We start from the raw sequence: 16,918 nt of genomic DNA on the forward strand, positions 1-16,918 counted from the left end.
TAGCTCTCCGTGTGGGACACTCGGCGTGTATCACATGCCCGTAGTTCACAGCCTGTAGTTCACGGTCCGGGGCCGATGTGCGGCTACCGCCCGGTATTCCGTGGCACATCCGTGCGGCAGGCAACCGGAGGTGCGATGTCCACGGGTACAGGACGGCTGTCCGTCACTGTCCTCACCGAGACCGCCGACTGCGCCGTGCTGCGCGTCAGCGGCGAGCTCGACCATGCCTCCGAAGCGGCGTTCCTGGCCGATACCGGGGTGGTGCTCGCCGACGGGTGCCGCTATCTGGTGCTGGACGTGGCCGCGCTCACGTTCTGTGACTCGCGCGGCCTGAACTGCCTGCTCGCGCTGCACTGGCTGCTGCGCCGGCGGGAGGGCACCCTGCTGCTCGCGTGTGCGGGGCGCAGGCTCTCCGACCTCCTCGTCCACACCGGCAGCGCCCAGCTCTTCCCGCTGCATCCCACGGTCAGCAAGGCGCTCGCGGCCCTGCCGGAGCACTGCCGCCCCGTCTGGCCGCCCGTGACCACGCCGTAGCCCGTACGGAGCACGGAAGCGCGACGGCCGCGCCCGGTTCCGTACCGGACGCGGCCGCCTGCCCCGCAGCGGCTTCAGGCGAGCGTGACCTCGACCGGCAGCTGCTTGATGCCGTTGACGAAGTTGGAGCGGACGCGGGGGACCGGCCCGGTGACCCGGATGTCGGCGAGGCGCGGGATCAGCTCCTCGAACATGATGCGCATCTCGGTACGGGCCAGCAGGTTGCCCAGGCACAGATGCGGGCTGCCCTTGCCGAAGGTGACGTGGTCGTTGTGCGCGCGGGTCACGTCGAAGTCGTAGGGGTTGCCGAAGACCTGCTCGTCGCGGTTGCCCGAGGCGTACCACATGACGACCTTGTCGCCCTCCTTGATCCGCTTGCCGCCGAGCTCGACGTCGCGGGTGGCGGTGCGGCGGAAGTGGTAGACGGGCGAGGCCCAGCGCAGGAACTCCTCGACCGCCGTGGGGATGAGGGAGTGGTCCTTGCGGAGCTTGTCGAGCTGGTCGGGGTTGTTGATCAGCGCGAGCATGGCGTGCGTGATGGAGTGCCGGGTGGTCTCGTTGCCGGCGACGACGAGCAGCAGGAAGTAGTTGTCGAAGTCCTGCGCGGAGAGCGGGATGCCGTCCCGCGGGGTCTGGTTGACCAGCCGCGAGATCAGGTCGGTGCCGTCGCCGCCGCGCCGCTGCCGGGCCAGCTCCCGGCCGTACGCGAAGACCTCCAGCGAGGCGGGGGAGCGGAACGGCAGGTCGCGGTACTGCTCGCTCTCCTCGCTCTCCAGCAGCACGTCGGCGTAGTCGGGGTCGGTGTTGCCGATGATCCGGTTGCCCCAGTCGATGAGCTGCTGGTTGTCCTCCGGGGGCACGTCCAGCAGCCGGGCGAGGACGTTGATGGGGAAGTCGGCGGAGACCTCCTTGACGAAGTCGAAGCGGCCCTTGGCGAGCGCGGCGTCCAGCGTCCTGGCGGTCAGCCCGCGCAGGAAGTCGGCGTACTGGCTGATGGTGCTCGCGCCGAACTGGCGCTGGAGCAGGCTGCGCAGGGCGCGGTGGCGGACCCCGTCCAGCTCCAGGATCGAGGCGCGCTTCTTGATCTGGTCGTCGTCGACCTCTTCGAGGTTGACGAACCTGGTGGAGGTGAAGGTCTCCGCGTCCCGGTCGACGCGGGCGATGTCCGCGTGCCGGGTGACCGCCCAGAAGCCGGAGTTGGGCGCCTCCTCCGGCTGCCAGTGCACCGGGTCCTCGTGGCGCAGCGTGTGGAACATCCGCCAGGGGGTGACGCCGTCGGTGAAGTTGTCGAGGTCGGCGAGGTTCACCTCGTCCAGCGGCAGCGGCTCGTGGACGGCGGGCGGGGTGCGGGTCATCGAGGCTCCTTGCGGTGGCGGTACGGGGCGCGGGCGTCACGGGCGAGGGGTGTCACAGGTGGTGGGCGTACTCGGTGAACTCCCAGTCCGTGACGTGCCGCTGGAAGCGCGCGACCTCGTCGCGCTTGTAGGCGAGGAAGGCGGCGGTGAAGCCCTTGCCGAGCACGTCGGTGAGCGCGGTGTCGGCCTCGAAGGCGTCGAGCGCCGCCGGCAGTGTCATCGGCAGCGTCGCGGCCCTGGTGGTGTCGTAGCCGTATCCCTCCAGGGGCGCGGGCGGCTCCTGGCCCGCGCGCACGCCGAGCAGCGCGGCCGCGAGGGTGCCGGCCAGCAGCAGGTACGGATTGGCGCTGGCGTCGGCGAGGCGCAGCTCGAAGCGGGTGCCGGCGCCGCGCTCGGGCGGGATGCGGACCATGGCGCTGCGGTTGTCCAGCCCCCAGTCGACCAGCCAGGGCGCGAGGGTGTCGGGGCCGAACCGCTTGTAGGAGTTGACGGTGGGGTTGAGCAGTGCGGTGAGTGCGGGGGCGTGTGCGAGGACGCCGGCGACGGCGTGCCGTGCGGTGGCGGAGAGCCCGTGCGGCGCGGCCGGGTCGGCGAAGGCGTTGTGTCCGTCGCCGTCCAGGCAGGAGACGTGGACGTGGAAGCCGGAGCCGCCCTCGTCGTTGAAGGGCTTGGCCATGAAGGTGGCCAGCCGACCCTCGGCGCGGGCGAGTTCCTTGACCGCGGATTTGAAGCGGAAGGCCCGGTCGGCGGCGTCGAGCGCGGCGGAGTGGGTGAGGTTGATCTCGAACTGCCCGCTGCTGAACTCGTGGTTGCCCATGCTCGCGCCGATGTCCAGCGCGCGGAGCCGGCGCAGGGTGCGCAGCAGGTGTCCGTCCGGGTCGCCGCGGCGGCCCGCGGTGTAGACGTTGCCGGGAGCCTCGGCGTACCGCTGCCAGCCGGTGGGCGACCCGGGCGCCGGGTCGCAGAGGAAGTACTCCAGTTCCGGGCCGACGACCGGCTCGATGCCTTCGGCGGCGCACTGGTCCAGTACGTGGCGCAGCAGGTCGCGGGGGGATTCGGGGGCGGGCGCTCCGGTGGCGGGGTCGGTGACGTCGCCGAGGCAGGCGGCGACGCCCGGCTCCCAGGGCAGCGGGGTGAGCGTGCTCAGGTCGGGGCGTACGCAGATGTCCGGCAGTCCGGCGTCCAGGCCGCCCGCCACGTCGACGACGTCGCCCTGCGGGCTGGTGTGGTAGACGGCCCGGCAGAAGGCGAGGCCGTGGTCGCAGGCCGAGGGCAGGTGGTCGAGCAGTACGTCGCGGGCGCGGTCGGTGCCGATGAGGTCGGGATAGGTCACCCGGACCACGTCGATGCCGTCGGCGGCCAGGCGGTCCATGTGCTGCCGGACCTGGGCGGAGTCGTGAGCGCTCACCAGTGTCTCCTCGGAGGGGCGGGAACGGTGGCGGGGAGGGGGCGGACCAGGGCCGTTGCGAGGGCGACCGGGTCTCATTTGAAGCCAAACGGTAGGCAGCGCCCCAGGTGACCGCAAGAGGCGGGCGGCAAAAATTTATCCATGCGGATAGGTGTTGACCGGGGGTCGGGGCCTCCCTATCTTGTTTGAGGTCAAACGAGTTACGCCCTGATGCCCCAGGAGGACCGGCCATGAAGGTCGTCGTCGACATGAACCAGTGCCAGGACCACGGCCAGTGCGTCTTCGCGGCGCCCGACGTCTTCCGGTTCGACGCGGACGGACGGCTCGCCTACGTCAGCGACCCGGACGACGCGCTCCGCGAGGACGTCGAGGAAGCCGCCGACGTCTGCCCGCTCCAGGCCATCCGCATCGAGGACTGAACCATGACGCCCCGCATCGTCGTCGCCGGCGCCGCCATGGCCGGCCTGCGCGCCGCCGAGCAGCTGCGCGCAGGCGGCTTCACCGGCCGGCTCACCCTCATCGGCGACGAACCCCACATGCCGTACAACCGGCCACCGCTCTCCAAGGAAGTCCTCGCCGGCAAGGCCCCCTTCGAATCCCTCGCCTTCCGGCCCCGCGCGAGCGTCGCGGACGCCGAATGGCGGCTCGGCACCCGGGTGACCGCCGCGCGGCTCGCCGACCGCACCGTCGAGCTGGCCGACGGCACACACCTGCCCTTCGACGGCCTGGTCATCGCCACTGGCATGCGGCCCCGGCGGCTGCACTGCCCGGGCCCCGCCGCCGGCCGGCACACCGTACGCACCCTCACCGACGCACAGGGCCTGCGCGACGCGCTCACCCGGCCCGGCGCCCAGGTCGTCGTGGTCGGCGCCGGCTTCATCGGCTGCGAGGTCGCCGCCACCGCCGTCGGCCTCGGCGCCGCCGAGGTCACCGTCGTCGACCCAGAACCCCTGCCGATGCTCCGCGCGCTCGGCGAACCCCCGGCCCGCCTGCTGCGCCGCCGGCACGAGGAGCGCGGCGTCCGCTTCGCCCTCGGCACCGGCGTCGCCTCGTACGCGGGCGACGACCACGTCACCGGCGTCGTCCTCGACGACGGCCGCACCCTCCCCGCCGACGTCGTCGTCGAGGCGGTCGGCTCGGCCGCCAACACCGAGTGGCTGGCGGACAACGGCCTGGACCTCACCGACGGCGTACTGACCGACGAGCTGCTGCGCGTCGGCGGCCTGCCGTACGTGGTCGCCGTCGGCGACGTCGCCCGCTTCCCCAACGCCCGCTACGACGGCGTACCCCGCCGCGTCGAGCACTGGTCCATCCCCGGCGACACCGCCAAGCGCGCGGCGAAGACCCTCGCGGCCCACCTGGCCGGCGCCGCACCCGACCCCACGCCCTTCGCGCCGCTCCCCACCTTCTGGAGCGACCAGCACGACTTCCGGCTGCAGTCCTTCGGCGCCCCGTCCCTCGGCCTCGGCGACATCCGCGTCCTCGACGGCGACCCCGAAGGGGACGTGGTCTTCGGCTACCACACCGCCGGCCGCCCGGTCGGCGTCCTCGCCCTCGGCGGCCCCCGCGCCGCCGGCGCCGCCGCACGACACCGCGCCGGACTGCTGCAGCAGCCGGCCTCCCGCACCCAGTACGCCTGAAGGAGTCCGACCACCATGGCCAGCGTCCGCGGTTACTTCCATCCCAAGACGGCGACCGGTGCCGCCTCGCTCATCCCCTCGCCCCCCTGGCACTACTCCGGCGACCTCCTCACCGTCGAGTACCGCACCGACCCCGCACGAGTCCGCGAACTGCTGCCGGAACCGCTCGGACTCGCCGACGAGGACCCCGGCGCCGTCGCCCTCATCTGGGCCGACTGGCAGTCCTGCGCGGCCTCCGGCGAAGAACTGCTCGACCCCGTGCGCGCCCAGTACAAGGAAGCCTTCGCGGTCGTCCGCTGCTCCTACAAGGGCCGCACCTACTCCCGCTGCGTGTACATCTGGGTCGACAAGGACTTCGCGATCGCCCGCGGACTGCACCAGGGCTACCCCAAGAAGCTCGGCTCGATCCACCAGACCCGCCCGCACCCCTACGGCCCCGCACCGCGCATCGAGGCGGGCGCCCGCTTCGGCGCCACCCTCGCCGCTGCCGACCGGCGGCTCGCCCAGGCCGTCGTGACGCTGCGCGAGCCGTCGGAGACCAACGGCTTCGTCAACGGCCACCCGATGGCACACCACCGCTGGCTGCCGGCCGTCGAACCGGGCAAGGGCCTCGCGCTGGACGAGCTGATCGAGAGCGGCGCCGCCTCCTTCGAGGCCGGGCCCGCCTGGCGCGGCGACGCCGAACTGGAGCTGTTCGAAGCCCCCACCGAGGAACTGGCCCGGCTGGAGATCCGCGAGCCGATCGCCGCGTACTACCGCCAGGTCGGCGTCGTCTGGAACGGCGGCACCCTCCTGGAGTCCGGCACCTCCGCAGCCGAGTAACCACCGCATCCGACCCCTGGGAGACCGGACATGACCGCACACCTCACCACCGTCGCCGGCACCGCCGTCGACACCCGGCACTGGATCGGCGGCCGCCGCGTCGCCTCCGCCGACACCTTCACCGACGTCTCGCCCCTCGACGGCAGCAGGCTCGGCGAGATCGCCCGCGGCACGGCCACCGAGGCCGAGGCCGCCGTCACCGCATCTCAGGAGGCATTCCCCGGCTGGGCCGCCACCCCGCGCGCCGCACGCGCCCGCCTCCTGCACGCCCTCGCCGACGGCGTCGAGAAGCGCATCGAGGACCTCGCGACCGTCGAGACCGCCGACAACGGCGCACTGCTCCGCTCGCACCGCCGCGGCGTGATGCCCCGCGTCGCCCACAACTTCCGCTTCTTCGCCGACTGGCTCCTGAAGCTGGACCACGAGGACTTCCAGACCCGCGGCCACACCAACCACGTCTCCTGGGACCCGGCAGGCCCCTGCGTCCTCATCACGCCGTGGAACGCGCCGCTGATGCTCGCCAGCTGGAAGATCGCCCCCGCCCTCGCCGCCGGCAACACCGTGATCCTCAAGCCCGCCGAGTGGACCCCGCTCACCGCCTCCCTCCTCGCCGACATCGCCCACGAGGCGGGCCTCCCGGCCGGCGTCCTCAACGTCGTCCAGGGCTACGGCGCCGAAGCGGGCCACGCACTGGTCTCCGACCCCCGCGTACGCCGCATCAGCTTCACCGGCTCCGTGCCCACCGCGAAGACCATCGCCACGGCGGCCGCGGCCCACCTCGTGCCCACCAGCTTCGAACTGGGCGGCAAGTCCCCGCTGCTGGTCTTCGCCGACGCCGACCTGGACCTGGCCACCGACCTCGCCGTCGAGCAGTACGACAACGCCGGACAGGTCTGCCTGGCCGCCACCCGCCTCCTCGTCGAGTCCTCGGTGGCCGAGGAGTTCACCCGCCGCTTCACCGAGAAGGCGGCCCGGCTGCGCCAGGGCGACCCGCGCGACGAGGCCACCGACATCGGCCCCAACATCCACCCCCGCCAGCTGGAGAAGATCGACGGCTTCGTGCGGCGCGCGGTCGCGGCCGGGGCGCGCACCGTCATCGGCGGCCACCGCAAGGAAGGCCAGTACTACGCGCCGACCCTGCTCACCGACGTCGCCCAGGACAGCGAGATCGTCCAGGAAGAGGTCTTCGGCCCGGTCCTGACCCTGCAGACCTTCGACACGGAGGAGGAAGCGGTCCGGCTCGCCAACGACACCCGCTTCGGCCTCGCCGCCACCCTCGCCACCGGCGACCCCGAGCGCGCCGAGCGGGTCTCGGGACAGCTGGTCGCCGGCACCGTCTGGGTCAACTGCTTCTTCGTCCGCGACCTCCAGGCACCCTTCGGCGGCTCCCGCGAGTCCGGCATCGGCCGCGAGGGCGGCACCTGGAGCTTCGACTTCTTCTGCGACGTCAAGAACACCGTCACCGCGCCGAAGGGCCGGCGCGACCATGGGTGAGATCGTCGGGGCCGGGCTGCTCGCCCACGTCCCCACCATCGTGCTGCCCGAGGAGACCCGGCGAGAGCTGAACGAGGGCAAGGAGATCACCCTCGTCACCGGCCTCCGGCAACTCCGGAAGGACGTCTTCGAGACCGCCGACTACGACACCGTCGTGGTCCTGGACTCCCACTGGGCCACCACCGTCGAATTCGTCGTCACCGCTCACCACCGCCGGGCCGGCCTCTTCACCTCCGAGGAACTCCCGCGCGGCATGTGCCGGATGCCGTACGACTTCCCCGGCGACCCCGAACTGGCCCACAACATCGCACGGTTCGCCGACAAGCACGGCACCTGGATCACCCCCATCGACGATGCGTACCTGCCGATCTACTACGCCACCACCAACCTCTGGAAGTACCTCGGCGAGGGCCTGCCCGACAAGCGGTGGGTGACCATCGGCGTCTGCCAGACCGGCGACATGGAGGACCACCTCCGGCTCGGCCGCGCCCTCGCCGACGGCATCGCCGCCACCGAGGGCCGCAAGGTCCTGCTGATCGCCTCCGGCGCCCTCTCGCACACCTTCTGGCCACTGCGGCAGCTCCGCGACCACGAGGCCAGCGACCCGTCCCACATCTTCAGCCCCGAGGCACGCGCCGCCGACCAGCAGCGCATCGCGTGGTTCAAGGACGGCCGCCACGACGAAGTGCTGCGCACCATGCCGGAGTTCTGGCGCTTCAAGCCCGAGGCGAAGTTCTTCCACTACCTGATGATGGCCGGCGCGCTCGGCGAGGCCGCCTGCACCGCACGCGGACGCCAGTACGGGGAGTACGAGAACTCCGTCGGCACCGGCCAGGTCCACCTGTGGTTCGACCGCCCCGCGGGCGGCTGGACCGCACCCCGCCCCTCCAAGGAGACCACCCATGCCTGAGTACCGCCGCATCCTCCTCGACGGCGCCGTCGTGCGGACCGTCCGCGAGGGCGAGGAACTGGTCGCCGGTGACGGACGCCGCGTCACGACCGAAGACGCCCGGCACCTGCCCCCGGTCGTCCCCTCCAAGATCATCGCGGTGCACCTCAACCACCGCAGCCGGGTCGAGGAGTTCCGGATCACACTGCCCGCGACCCCCACCTACTTCCACAAGCCCACCTCGGCCCTCAACTCCCACCGGGGCGCCGTCGTCCGCCCCGAGGGCTGCAAATGGCTCAACTACGAGGGCGAGGTCGCCATCGTCATCGGGAGGACCGCACGCAACATCGCCCCCGCCGACGCCGCCGAGTACATCGCCGGCTACACCCTCGCCAACGACTACGGCCTGCACGACTTCCGCGACACCGACGCCGGCTCCATGCTCCGCGTCAAGGGCTCCGACACCCTCTGCCCGCTCGGCCCCGGACTGGTCACCGACTGGGACTTCCGCGGCAAGAGCCTGCGCACCTACGTCAACGGCGAGGTCGTCCAGGACGGCTCGACCGACGAGATGACCTGGGACATGCACTACCTCGTCGCCGACATCGCCCGCACCATCACCCTCCACCCCGGCGACGTACTGCTCTCCGGCACCCCCGCCAACTCCCGGCCCGTACAGCCCGGCGACGTCGTCGAGGTCGAGGCCGAGGGCCTGGGCCGGCTCACCAACCACATCGTCACAGGCCCCACCGCCATCCGCACCGACGTCGGCGCCCAGCCCACCGAGTCCGAGGAAGTCCTCTCCACCGCGCTCGGCGGCGACTGGGAATTCCGCGGCATCCGCCCGCCGAAGCGGGGCTGAGACGCCGGCCAGGAGACGTCCGGAGGGCACCCGGCGCGCGCTCCCTCCGGACGGCTTCCCGGACCGCACGGCCGTTCGTGACCTGCGGATAGGGTGGCCCGCATGACGGAAGCAGCCAAGCGGACCGGCCGTCGCGGCGGCCGCCGCGGAGTGGGGTACGGCGAGGGCCGCGACGCCCTCCTGAACGCCGCCGTCCGCGTCGTCGCCCGGAACGGCCTGCGCGGCCTCACCTACCGCGCGGTCGCCGAGGAGGCCGGCGTCACGCACGGCCTGGTCGTCCACCACTTCGGCTCCCGCGACGCCCTGATCGAGGAGGCCCTCGGATACGTCGTACGGAAGAGCCTGCACAGCAGCCTGCTCGAACCCGGCACCGGCGAGCCCGCGGACTTCGCGGCCGGCGTCCCGGAGATGGTCGAGACGGGCCCCGGCCTCCAGGCGTTCCAGTACGAGCTGCTGCTCGAAGCGCGCCGCCGCCCGGAACTGCTGCCCCAGGTACGCAACCTCTACGACGCCTACTTCGCCGCCTCCGAACGCGAACTCTCCCGCATGCTGCCGTACGCGCCGGGACCGGCCCTCGCACGCCTGGTCTTCGCCGCCCTGGACGGACTCGTGCTGCACCAGCTGACCCTGGGCGAGCGCGCCGACACCGAAGCCGCCCTCGCCGCACTGCGGTCCCTGCTGACCAGGGCGGCCGCCACCGGCCCGGCACAGCAGCAGGAGACGGCGGCCCGCCCGCAGGACACCGCATAACGCCCGCTGATCAGGCGGCCGGCCGGGCGTCCCCCGCATCCAGCGCCGCCCGCAGCCAGTCGTGCAGGGCACCCGGAGTCGGCTCCGACGGCCCGTTCAGCTCCGCGGTGAGCTGCCAGTAACGGTCGACGCGCGGATCGGCGTCCAGCTGGCCGCCGAGCACCCGGCGGAAGGCAGGCGTGTCCCGCGTGCCGCGGGAACGGGCATAGGCGGCGACGAAACAGTCCAGCGCCTCGCCCCCGTACGGCGACCGGCCCGCGCGCACGTCAGCGGCCGCCAGCTCGTACGCCTCGATGAGCCCCGCATAGAGGACCGCCGGACGGTACCCCTCCTCGGGCCGGTGCGCGGCGGGCTGCCACTGCGCGGTGCCGGTACCGGGACAGGGCCCGGAGACGAACGCGTGCAGCCGGGTGAAGGCCAGCACCTGCTCCGGCGTCGGATCCGCCGGCGGCTGCGGCACCGAATGGTCCAGGATCTCGGACGTCAGCCGGGCCGGCAGCCGCGCGGGCAGCCAGCGCCGCCAGAAACGGGCCAGCGCCGCCGTGTCGGGCGGCGCCGACACCCCGCCGATCAGCCGCAGCCGCTCCGCCCGCTCCTCCGGGGCACAGTCCCGCAGCAGCTGGAGAGCCGCCTCCCGCCAGCGCAGCGCGGCCAGTTGGGAACCCAGCTCCCGCAACTGCCCCGCGATGACGTCCTCCAGCGCGTCCTCCCGGTCCAGCACCCGGCCGACGTCCGCCACCGGCAGGTCGAGCGTGCGCAGCGAGCGGATCGTCCGCAGCCGGCCGAGCGCGTCCGGACCGTACCGCCGGTGGCCCCCGGCACTGCGCGCCGCCTCGGGCAGCAGACCGCGGTCGGAGTAGAAGCGCACGGTCTTGACGGTGACGCCGGCGCGCTCGGCCAGCTCACCGATGCTCCACAGGCCGTCGCCCGGCACCGGCGGCCCGGGGACCTCGGAGGACTCGTACTGCTCGGACGGATCAGGGCGCACGCTTGAACCTCCCTCAGGGGGAGTTCCTACCGTACCGGCGAGCGCGGACGGCGGACGAGGCCGGGCCGCGGAACCACGGCATGCGAGGAGACCCTCATGACGGCATTCATCCTGGTGCCGGGCGCCCACACCGGCGGCTGGGTGTGGCAGGAGGTGGCCGCCCGGCTGCGGGAGGCGGGCGCCGAGGCCCACCCGGCCACCCTGACCGGCATGGGCGACCGCCGCCACGAAGCGGGACCGGACACGGACCTGGAGACGCACGTCCGGGACGTGGTGGAGCTGATCGACCGGACCGGCGCGCCCGACGTGGTGCTCGTCGGCCACTGCTACGGCATCCACCCCGTCCTGGGCGCAGCGGGCCACCGCCCCGAACGAGTCGCCCGGATCGTGTACCTCGACGCGGGCCTTCCCCAGGACGGCGACCCACCGCTGAATCTCATCCCCGACCAGGCGCTCCGCGACCGGCTGTCGGCAGCGCCCGGCACGGACGGACCGGCCCGGGACGACTGGCGGGTGCCGCCGCCACCGCCCGGCGCATGGCACCGCTGGGGCAGCCTCGACGGCGTACCCGAAGCCGCACTGACCCGCCTCGCCGACCTCGCCGCACCCCAGCCGGCCGGCACCCTCACCCAGCCGCTCCGGCTCACCGAGGCCGCCGCCGCACTGCCCACCACCGGAATCCTCTGCACCGCCAACGGATCCAGCATCGCCATGGTCGAACAGGTGCTGCGGCTCGGCGACCCCCGCCTCCTGGCCCTCGTCGACCCCAAGGTCACCTTCGCCGAACTGCACACCGGCCACTGGCCGATGCTCTCCGCACCCGGCGACCTGACCGACGCACTGCTCGACGCCGCCGCCGGCAAGGGACACCGGCTGACCGCACCGGAGGACGGCCGGCCGGGCCACCTCCGCCCCTTCCTCCTGGACGTGCCGGAGCGGCCCCGCGAACGGACCGGCCGCACCGACCTCTACCTGCCGGACGGCGACGGCCCGCACCCCGCCGTGGTCTTCGTCCACGGCGGCCCCGTACCCGCCGGGGCACGGCCGACACCGCGGGACTGGCCCGCCTTCACCGGCTACGGCCGGTACGTGGCGGGCCTGGGCGCCGCCGCCGTCACGGTCGACCACCGGCTGCACGACGTCACGGACTACCCGCGCGCCGCCGAGGACGTCGCAGCGGCCGTCGCCCACGTACGCGCCGACCCGCGGATCGACGCGGACCGCATCGCGCTCTGGTTCTTCTCCGGCGGCGGACCGCTGGCGGCGGAGTGGCTCGCGGCGCCGCCACCGTGGCTGCGCTGCGTGGCGGCGACCTACCCGATCCTCGTACCGCCACCGGCCTGGGGCCTCACCGGACCCCGCTTCCACCCGGCGGACGCGGTGCGCACGGCCGGCCCGCTGCCGGTCGTCCTGACCCGCGTGGAGCACGAGGTCCCCGGGATCGCCGCGACAGTGCGGGAATTCCTCACCGCGGCCGAGGAAACCGCGGCCCGCGTGGAGGTGATCGACGTACCGGAGGGCCACCACGGCTTCGAGACGCTCGACCACACCGAACCCGCCCGCAACGCCGTCCGGCACGCGGTGCACTCCCTACTGCACCACCTGCGGGCCTGACCACCACCCGCACCGGCCGCCCGCACCCGGGCCGCCCGCGCCGCACGATAAGCACCGCCTATCAGCCGATAACAACGGCGTCTTTGACGATCACCGGAGACTGCCGGAAGCTGATCGGGCCGGAGGCACCGCCGCACACACGCGGCACGGCCCGGCGACGGAGCGGCACGCGGGCGTGCCCGGGCAGGAGAGACGAGGTCAGGCGATGAGTGCCGACGTGGACCCGACGGACGAGGGACTGGCGGTCACCCCGCCCAAGACGTGGGCGACCGGAGCACCGGCCGTGGCACACGCACTGAAGTACGCCCTCGGCCAGACCTCCCCCCGCCGCACCGCACTCACCCTCCTCAACATCAACCAGGCCAAGGGCTTCGACTGCCCCGGCTGCGCCTGGCCGGAGCCCGGACCGAAGCAGCGCCACAAGAACGAGTACTGCGAGAACGGCGCCAAGCACATCGCCGACGAGGCCACCACCCGCCGCGTCACCCGCGACTTCTTCCGGCAGCACCCCGTCTCCGAACTGGCCGCCAAGTCCGACTACTGGCTCAACCAGCAGGGCCGCCTCACCGAGCCCATGGTCAAGCGCCCCGGCGCCGACCACTACGAACCGATCGGCTGGGACGAGGCCTTCGACCTCCTCGCCACCGAACTGCGCGGCCTCGCCTCACCCGACGAAGCACTCTTCTACACCTCGGGCCGGCTCAACAACGAAGCCGCCTTCCTCCTCCAGCTGTTCGTCCGCGCCTTCGGCACCAACAACCTGCCCGACTGCTCCAACATGTGCCACGAATCCAGCGGCACCGCGCTCAACGAAACACTGGGCATCGGCAAGGGCAGCGTCAGCCTCCAGGACATCTACGACGCCGACCTCATCTTCGTCGTCGGCCAGAACCCCGGCACCAACCACCCGCGAATGCTCTCCGCGCTGGAGGAGACCAAGCGCAACGGCGGCCGCGTCATCGCCGTGAACCCGCTGCCCGAGGCCGGCCTGCTGCGCTTCAAGCACCCGCAGAAGGCCCGCGGAGTGATCGGCCGCGGCACCCAGATCGCCGACCGCTTCCTCCAGATCCGCCCCGGCGGCGACCTCGCCCTCTTCCAGGGCCTCAACCGGCTGCTCCTGGAGGCCGAGGACGCCGCGCCCGGCACCGTGCTCGACCACGACTTCATCGCATCCGACACCACCGGCTTCGAGGACTTCGCCGAGCAGGCCCGCAAGGTCTCCTGGGACGACATCCTCGACGTCACCGGACTGACCCGCGAGGAGATCGAGCGGGTCCACGAGATGGTCCTGGCGAGCAAGAAGGTCATCGTCTGCTGGGCGATGGGCCTGACCCAGCACAAGCACGGCGTGCCCACCATCCGCGAGGTGGTCAACTTCCTGCTGCTGCGCGGCAACATCGGCCGGCCCGGCGCCGGCGTCTGCCCCGTACGCGGCCACAGCAACGTGCAGGGCGACCGCACCATGGGCATCTGGGAGAAGATGCCGCAGTCGTTCCTGGACGCGCTGGAGCGCGAGTTCGGCTTCACCCCGCCGAAGAAGCACGGCGTGGACTCGGTGGACGCCATCCGCGCCATGCGCGACGGCCGCGCGACGTTCTTCCTCGGCGTCGCCGGCAACTTCGTACGCGCCACCCCCGACAGCGACGTCACCGAGCGCGCGATGCGCAACTGCCGCCTCACCGCGCACATCTCCACCAAGCTCAACCGCTCCCACACCGTGTGCGGCGACACGGCGCTCATCCTGCCCACGCTCGGCCGCAGCGACCGCGACATCCAGAACGGCGTCGAGCAGTTCATCACGGTCGAGGACTCCATGAGCGAGGTGCACGCCTCACGCGGCCGCCTCGCCCCCGCCTCGGAACACCTGCTCAGCGAGGTCGCCATCATCGGCCGGCTGGCCCGCCGCACCCTCGGCGACAGCCCCGACATCCCCTGGGAGGACTTCGAGCGCGACTACGGCCTCATCCGCGACCGGATCTCCCGCGTCGTCCCCGGCTTCGAGGACTTCAACGCCCGCGTCGCCCGGCCCGGCGGCTTCCGGCTGCCCAACCCGGTCAACGAGGGCGTCTACCACACCCCCAGCGGCAAGGCCGTCTTCACCCGCAACGACTTCGAGGCACCCGAGGTGCCCGAAGGCCACCTCCTGCTGCAGACGCTCCGCTCCCACGACCAGTGGAACACCATCCCGTACGCCATGGACGACCGCTACCGGGGCATCCACAACGCCCGCCGCGTCGTCCTCGTCAACCCCGCCGACCTGGCCGCGCTGGGCCTGGCCGACCGCGACGAGGTGGACCTGGTCAGCGTCTGGCGGGACGGCATCGAGCGGCGCGCCCCCGCCTTCCGGGTCATCCCGTACCCCACCACACCCGGCTCGGCCGCCGCGTACTACCCCGAGACCAACGTCCTCGTCCCGCTGGACAGCGTGGCCGACCTCAGCAACACACCGACGTCGAAGAGCGTGGTGGTATGCCTGGAGCCGGCCGGGGCCTGATTGGCGCGGCGGACGCGGCTGCGGTAGACCGGTGCGGTGCTCTTCCGCCAGCTCGAATACCTGGTCGCCCTCTCGCGCGAACGCCACTTCGCCCGCGCCGCGCAGTCCTGCTATGTCTCGCAGCCCGCGCTGTCCGAGGCGATCCGCAAACTGGAGGAGGAACTCGACGTCCCGCTGATCCAGCGCGGCCGCAAGTACGAGGGCCTCACCCCCGAGGGCGAACGCGTCGTGCTGTGGGCACAGCGCATACTCGCCGACCGCGACGCGCTCACCTCCGAGGTCCAGGCCCTGCGCACCGGCCTCAGCGGGGAGCTGCGGATCGGCTGTGTGCCCACCGCCTCGGCCGCCGTGGCCCTCCTCGTCGAGCCGTTCTGCGCGGCACACCCGCTGGTCGAGGTGCGCATCGCGTCCGACCTGCGCTCACGGGACATCCTCGGCCGGCTGGAGAACTTCGAGCTGGACGCCGGCATCACGTACCTGAGTGAGGAGATCTCCGACCAGTTCCGCACCGTGCCGCTCTACCGGGAGCGCTACGTCCTGCTGACCGGCGAGTCGCACCCGGCGGCCGCGGAGCCCACGGTGTCCTGGGCGACGGCCGCCGCCCTGCCGCTGTGCCTGCTGAGCACCGGCATGCAGGGGCGCCGGGTGCTCGACGAGGTGTTCGCGGAGGCCGGGGTCCGCGCCGCGCCGCAGGTGGAGACCGACTCGATCGCCTCGGTGTACGCACACGTCCGTACCGGCCGGTGGGCCGGCATCGTCCCCCGCGCCTGGCTCCGCGTCTTCGACATGCCGCCCGGCATGCGGGCCGTGCCGCTGGTGGAGCCGGTCCGCACCGCCGCCATCGGCCTCGTCCTCACCGCACGCGAGCCCGGCTCGGTCATGGCCCGAGCGCTGACCGACGTGGCCCGTCGGACGGACATGGCCCGGATGCTGGAACACCTGCCGGGGGAGCGGCCGGCGGAGGACTGAGCGGCGGGCGGCGCCCCGGTCGGGCGCGGCCCGGCGGCGAGGACCGATTGTCAGTGGCGGGCGGTAGCTTCGGGAGGTGTGCGGCGGAGGTGGGGAGGGGCCTTCGTTGCGGGTCTTCGGGAGGGGGGTTCCCCGACGGGAGACGCTCTCTCTTCGGTGGTGGGGAGAGGGAGGGGCCCTGCCAGGAAACGCGAGCGGGGCGCGAAGCGAAGGGCAGGCCACGCCCGCCCCGCCAAAGACCGCGAAGCCCCCGCGAAGCCCCCGCCAAAGATCGCGAAGCACCCGCCAAACCATCGCGCACAAGCCCCGGTTACCGTACCTTTTCCACGAGCCTGGAGGGGGTCGGATGGACCGCAATGTGCGCACGATCGATGACGTGATGAAGCTGCTGGACGAGCTGTTCGAGCCGGGGGCCGACCGCTGGACGGACCGTGCGGCCGGCTGGTGGGACGGCTTCTACACCGACCGTTCCCGGCCCGTGCCGTTCTTCGTGGCGAAGCCGGACGAGAACCTCGCCGCGTACCTGGACCGGGGCCTCATCGCGCCGGGCCGGGCCCTCGACCTCGGCTGCGGCCCCGGCCGCAACGCCCTCCACCTCGCCGCCGCCGGATTCGAGGTCGACGCCGTCGACCTCTCGCCCGAGGCCATCGGCTGGGCCGAGGAGCGCGCCCGCGAGGCCGGCGCCGACATCCGGTTCCTCCGCGGTGACGCCTTCGAGCTCGCCGCGACCGAGCTGTCCGGGCCGTACGACCTGATCCACGACTCCGGCTGTTTCCACCACCTGCCGCCGCACCGCCGCGTCAGTTACCTCGCCCTGCTGGACCGGGTCCTCGCGCCCGGCGGCCACTTCGCCCTCACCTGCTTCGCGGCCGGCGGGATGGGCTCGGAGCTCCCCGACGCCGAGCTGTACCGCACCTCCCGGCTGCACGGCGGCCTCGCGTACACGCCGGAGTCGCTGCGCCGGATCTTCACAGACCTCACCGAGGTGGAACTGCGCCGCATGCACGACGAGCCGGAGGACTCCCCGTACTTCGGCGAACCGTTCCTGTGGACCGCCCTCTTCCGGCGCGAACCCGGCACGCCGGCCCGCACGGACTGA

The 16,918-nt window shown here is 72.7% G+C and carries 15 protein-coding genes; 12 read left to right on the forward strand and 3 right to left on the reverse strand.

What is annotated here, in order from left to right:
• Nucleotides 1–135 precede the first annotated feature (135 nt).
• Nucleotides 136–534, forward strand: coding sequence for an STAS domain-containing protein (locus C3486_RS21750; protein ID WP_103834423.1), 399 nt, complete (start codon nucleotides 136–138; stop codon nucleotides 532–534).
• A 74-nt stretch (nucleotides 535–608) separates the two neighbouring features.
• Here C3486_RS21750 and C3486_RS21755 read toward each other — a convergent pair whose 3' ends face one another.
• Nucleotides 609–1,889: a cytochrome P450 gene (locus tag C3486_RS21755; protein ID WP_103834424.1), complete on the reverse strand. Its 1,281-nt coding sequence runs from the start codon at nucleotides 1,887–1,889 to the stop codon at nucleotides 609–611.
• 52 nt (nucleotides 1,890–1,941) lie between these two features.
• Nucleotides 1,942–3,297, reverse strand: a complete 1,356-nt coding sequence (locus C3486_RS21760; RefSeq protein ID WP_103834425.1) for a glutamine synthetase family protein — start codon at nucleotides 3,295–3,297, stop codon at nucleotides 1,942–1,944.
• A 230-nt stretch (nucleotides 3,298–3,527) separates the two neighbouring features.
• On the opposite strand from C3486_RS21760, the gene C3486_RS21765 reads away from it, so the two are divergent.
• From C3486_RS21765 to C3486_RS21795, 7 genes are all read left to right on the forward strand, one after another.
• Entirely contained in the window at nucleotides 3,528–3,716 is a 189-nt protein-coding gene (locus C3486_RS21765; protein WP_103834426.1) for a ferredoxin, read from the forward strand.
• A 3-nt stretch (nucleotides 3,717–3,719) separates the two neighbouring features.
• The gene (locus tag C3486_RS21770; RefSeq protein WP_103834427.1) at nucleotides 3,720–4,937 is read left to right on the forward strand and encodes an NAD(P)/FAD-dependent oxidoreductase; all 1,218 of its coding nucleotides are present in this window, start codon (nucleotides 3,720–3,722) and stop codon (nucleotides 4,935–4,937) included.
• A gap of 15 nt (nucleotides 4,938–4,952) precedes the next feature.
• A complete protein-coding gene (locus C3486_RS21775; RefSeq protein WP_103834428.1) occupies nucleotides 4,953–5,759 on the forward strand; it encodes an acetoacetate decarboxylase family protein in 807 nt (268 codons plus the stop codon).
• 30 nt (nucleotides 5,760–5,789) lie between these two features.
• Nucleotides 5,790–7,253, forward strand: coding sequence for an aldehyde dehydrogenase (locus tag C3486_RS21780; protein WP_103834429.1), 1,464 nt, complete (start codon nucleotides 5,790–5,792; stop codon nucleotides 7,251–7,253).
• Nucleotides 7,246–8,163 carry a 3,4-dihydroxyphenylacetate 2,3-dioxygenase gene (locus C3486_RS21785; RefSeq protein WP_103834430.1) on the forward strand — a complete coding sequence of 306 codons (918 nt, stop codon included), beginning with the start codon at nucleotides 7,246–7,248 and terminating at the stop codon, nucleotides 8,161–8,163. The genes C3486_RS21780 and C3486_RS21785 overlap by 8 nt, the downstream gene beginning before the upstream one ends.
• Entirely contained in the window at nucleotides 8,156–9,004 is an 849-nt protein-coding gene (locus C3486_RS21790) for a fumarylacetoacetate hydrolase family protein (RefSeq protein ID WP_103834431.1), read from the forward strand. The genes C3486_RS21785 and C3486_RS21790 overlap by 8 nt, the downstream gene beginning before the upstream one ends.
• Nucleotides 9,005–9,106: 102 nt before the next feature.
• Nucleotides 9,107–9,754: a TetR/AcrR family transcriptional regulator gene (locus tag C3486_RS21795; RefSeq protein ID WP_103834432.1), complete on the forward strand. Its 648-nt coding sequence runs from the start codon at nucleotides 9,107–9,109 to the stop codon at nucleotides 9,752–9,754.
• 10 nt (nucleotides 9,755–9,764) lie between these two features.
• On the opposite strand, the gene C3486_RS21800 is transcribed toward C3486_RS21795, so the two are convergent.
• On the reverse strand, nucleotides 9,765–10,688 hold the full coding sequence (locus C3486_RS21800) for a MerR family transcriptional regulator (protein ID WP_258052924.1): 924 nt from the start codon (nucleotides 10,686–10,688) through the stop codon (nucleotides 9,765–9,767).
• 150 nt (nucleotides 10,689–10,838) lie between these two features.
• On the opposite strand from C3486_RS21800, the gene C3486_RS21805 reads away from it, so the two are divergent.
• The 4 genes from C3486_RS21805 (at nucleotide 10,839) to C3486_RS21820 (ending at nucleotide 16,918) form a co-directional block, all read left to right on the forward strand.
• The gene (locus tag C3486_RS21805; RefSeq protein WP_103834433.1) at nucleotides 10,839–12,356 is read left to right on the forward strand and encodes an alpha/beta fold hydrolase; all 1,518 of its coding nucleotides are present in this window, start codon (nucleotides 10,839–10,841) and stop codon (nucleotides 12,354–12,356) included.
• A gap of 205 nt (nucleotides 12,357–12,561) precedes the next feature.
• A complete protein-coding gene (locus tag C3486_RS21810; RefSeq protein WP_103834434.1) occupies nucleotides 12,562–14,850 on the forward strand; it encodes an FdhF/YdeP family oxidoreductase in 2,289 nt (762 codons plus the stop codon).
• Between the two features lie 36 nt (nucleotides 14,851–14,886).
• A complete protein-coding gene (locus C3486_RS21815) occupies nucleotides 14,887–15,819 on the forward strand; it encodes a LysR family transcriptional regulator (protein ID WP_103834435.1) in 933 nt (310 codons plus the stop codon).
• Between the two features lie 346 nt (nucleotides 15,820–16,165).
• Entirely contained in the window at nucleotides 16,166–16,918 is a 753-nt protein-coding gene (locus tag C3486_RS21820; protein ID WP_103834436.1) for a class I SAM-dependent methyltransferase, read from the forward strand.

It is taken from the genome of Streptomyces sp. Ru73 (genome assembly GCF_002920575.1).
In the GTDB taxonomy this organism is placed as follows: Bacteria; Actinomycetota; Actinomycetes; order Streptomycetales; family Streptomycetaceae; genus Streptomyces.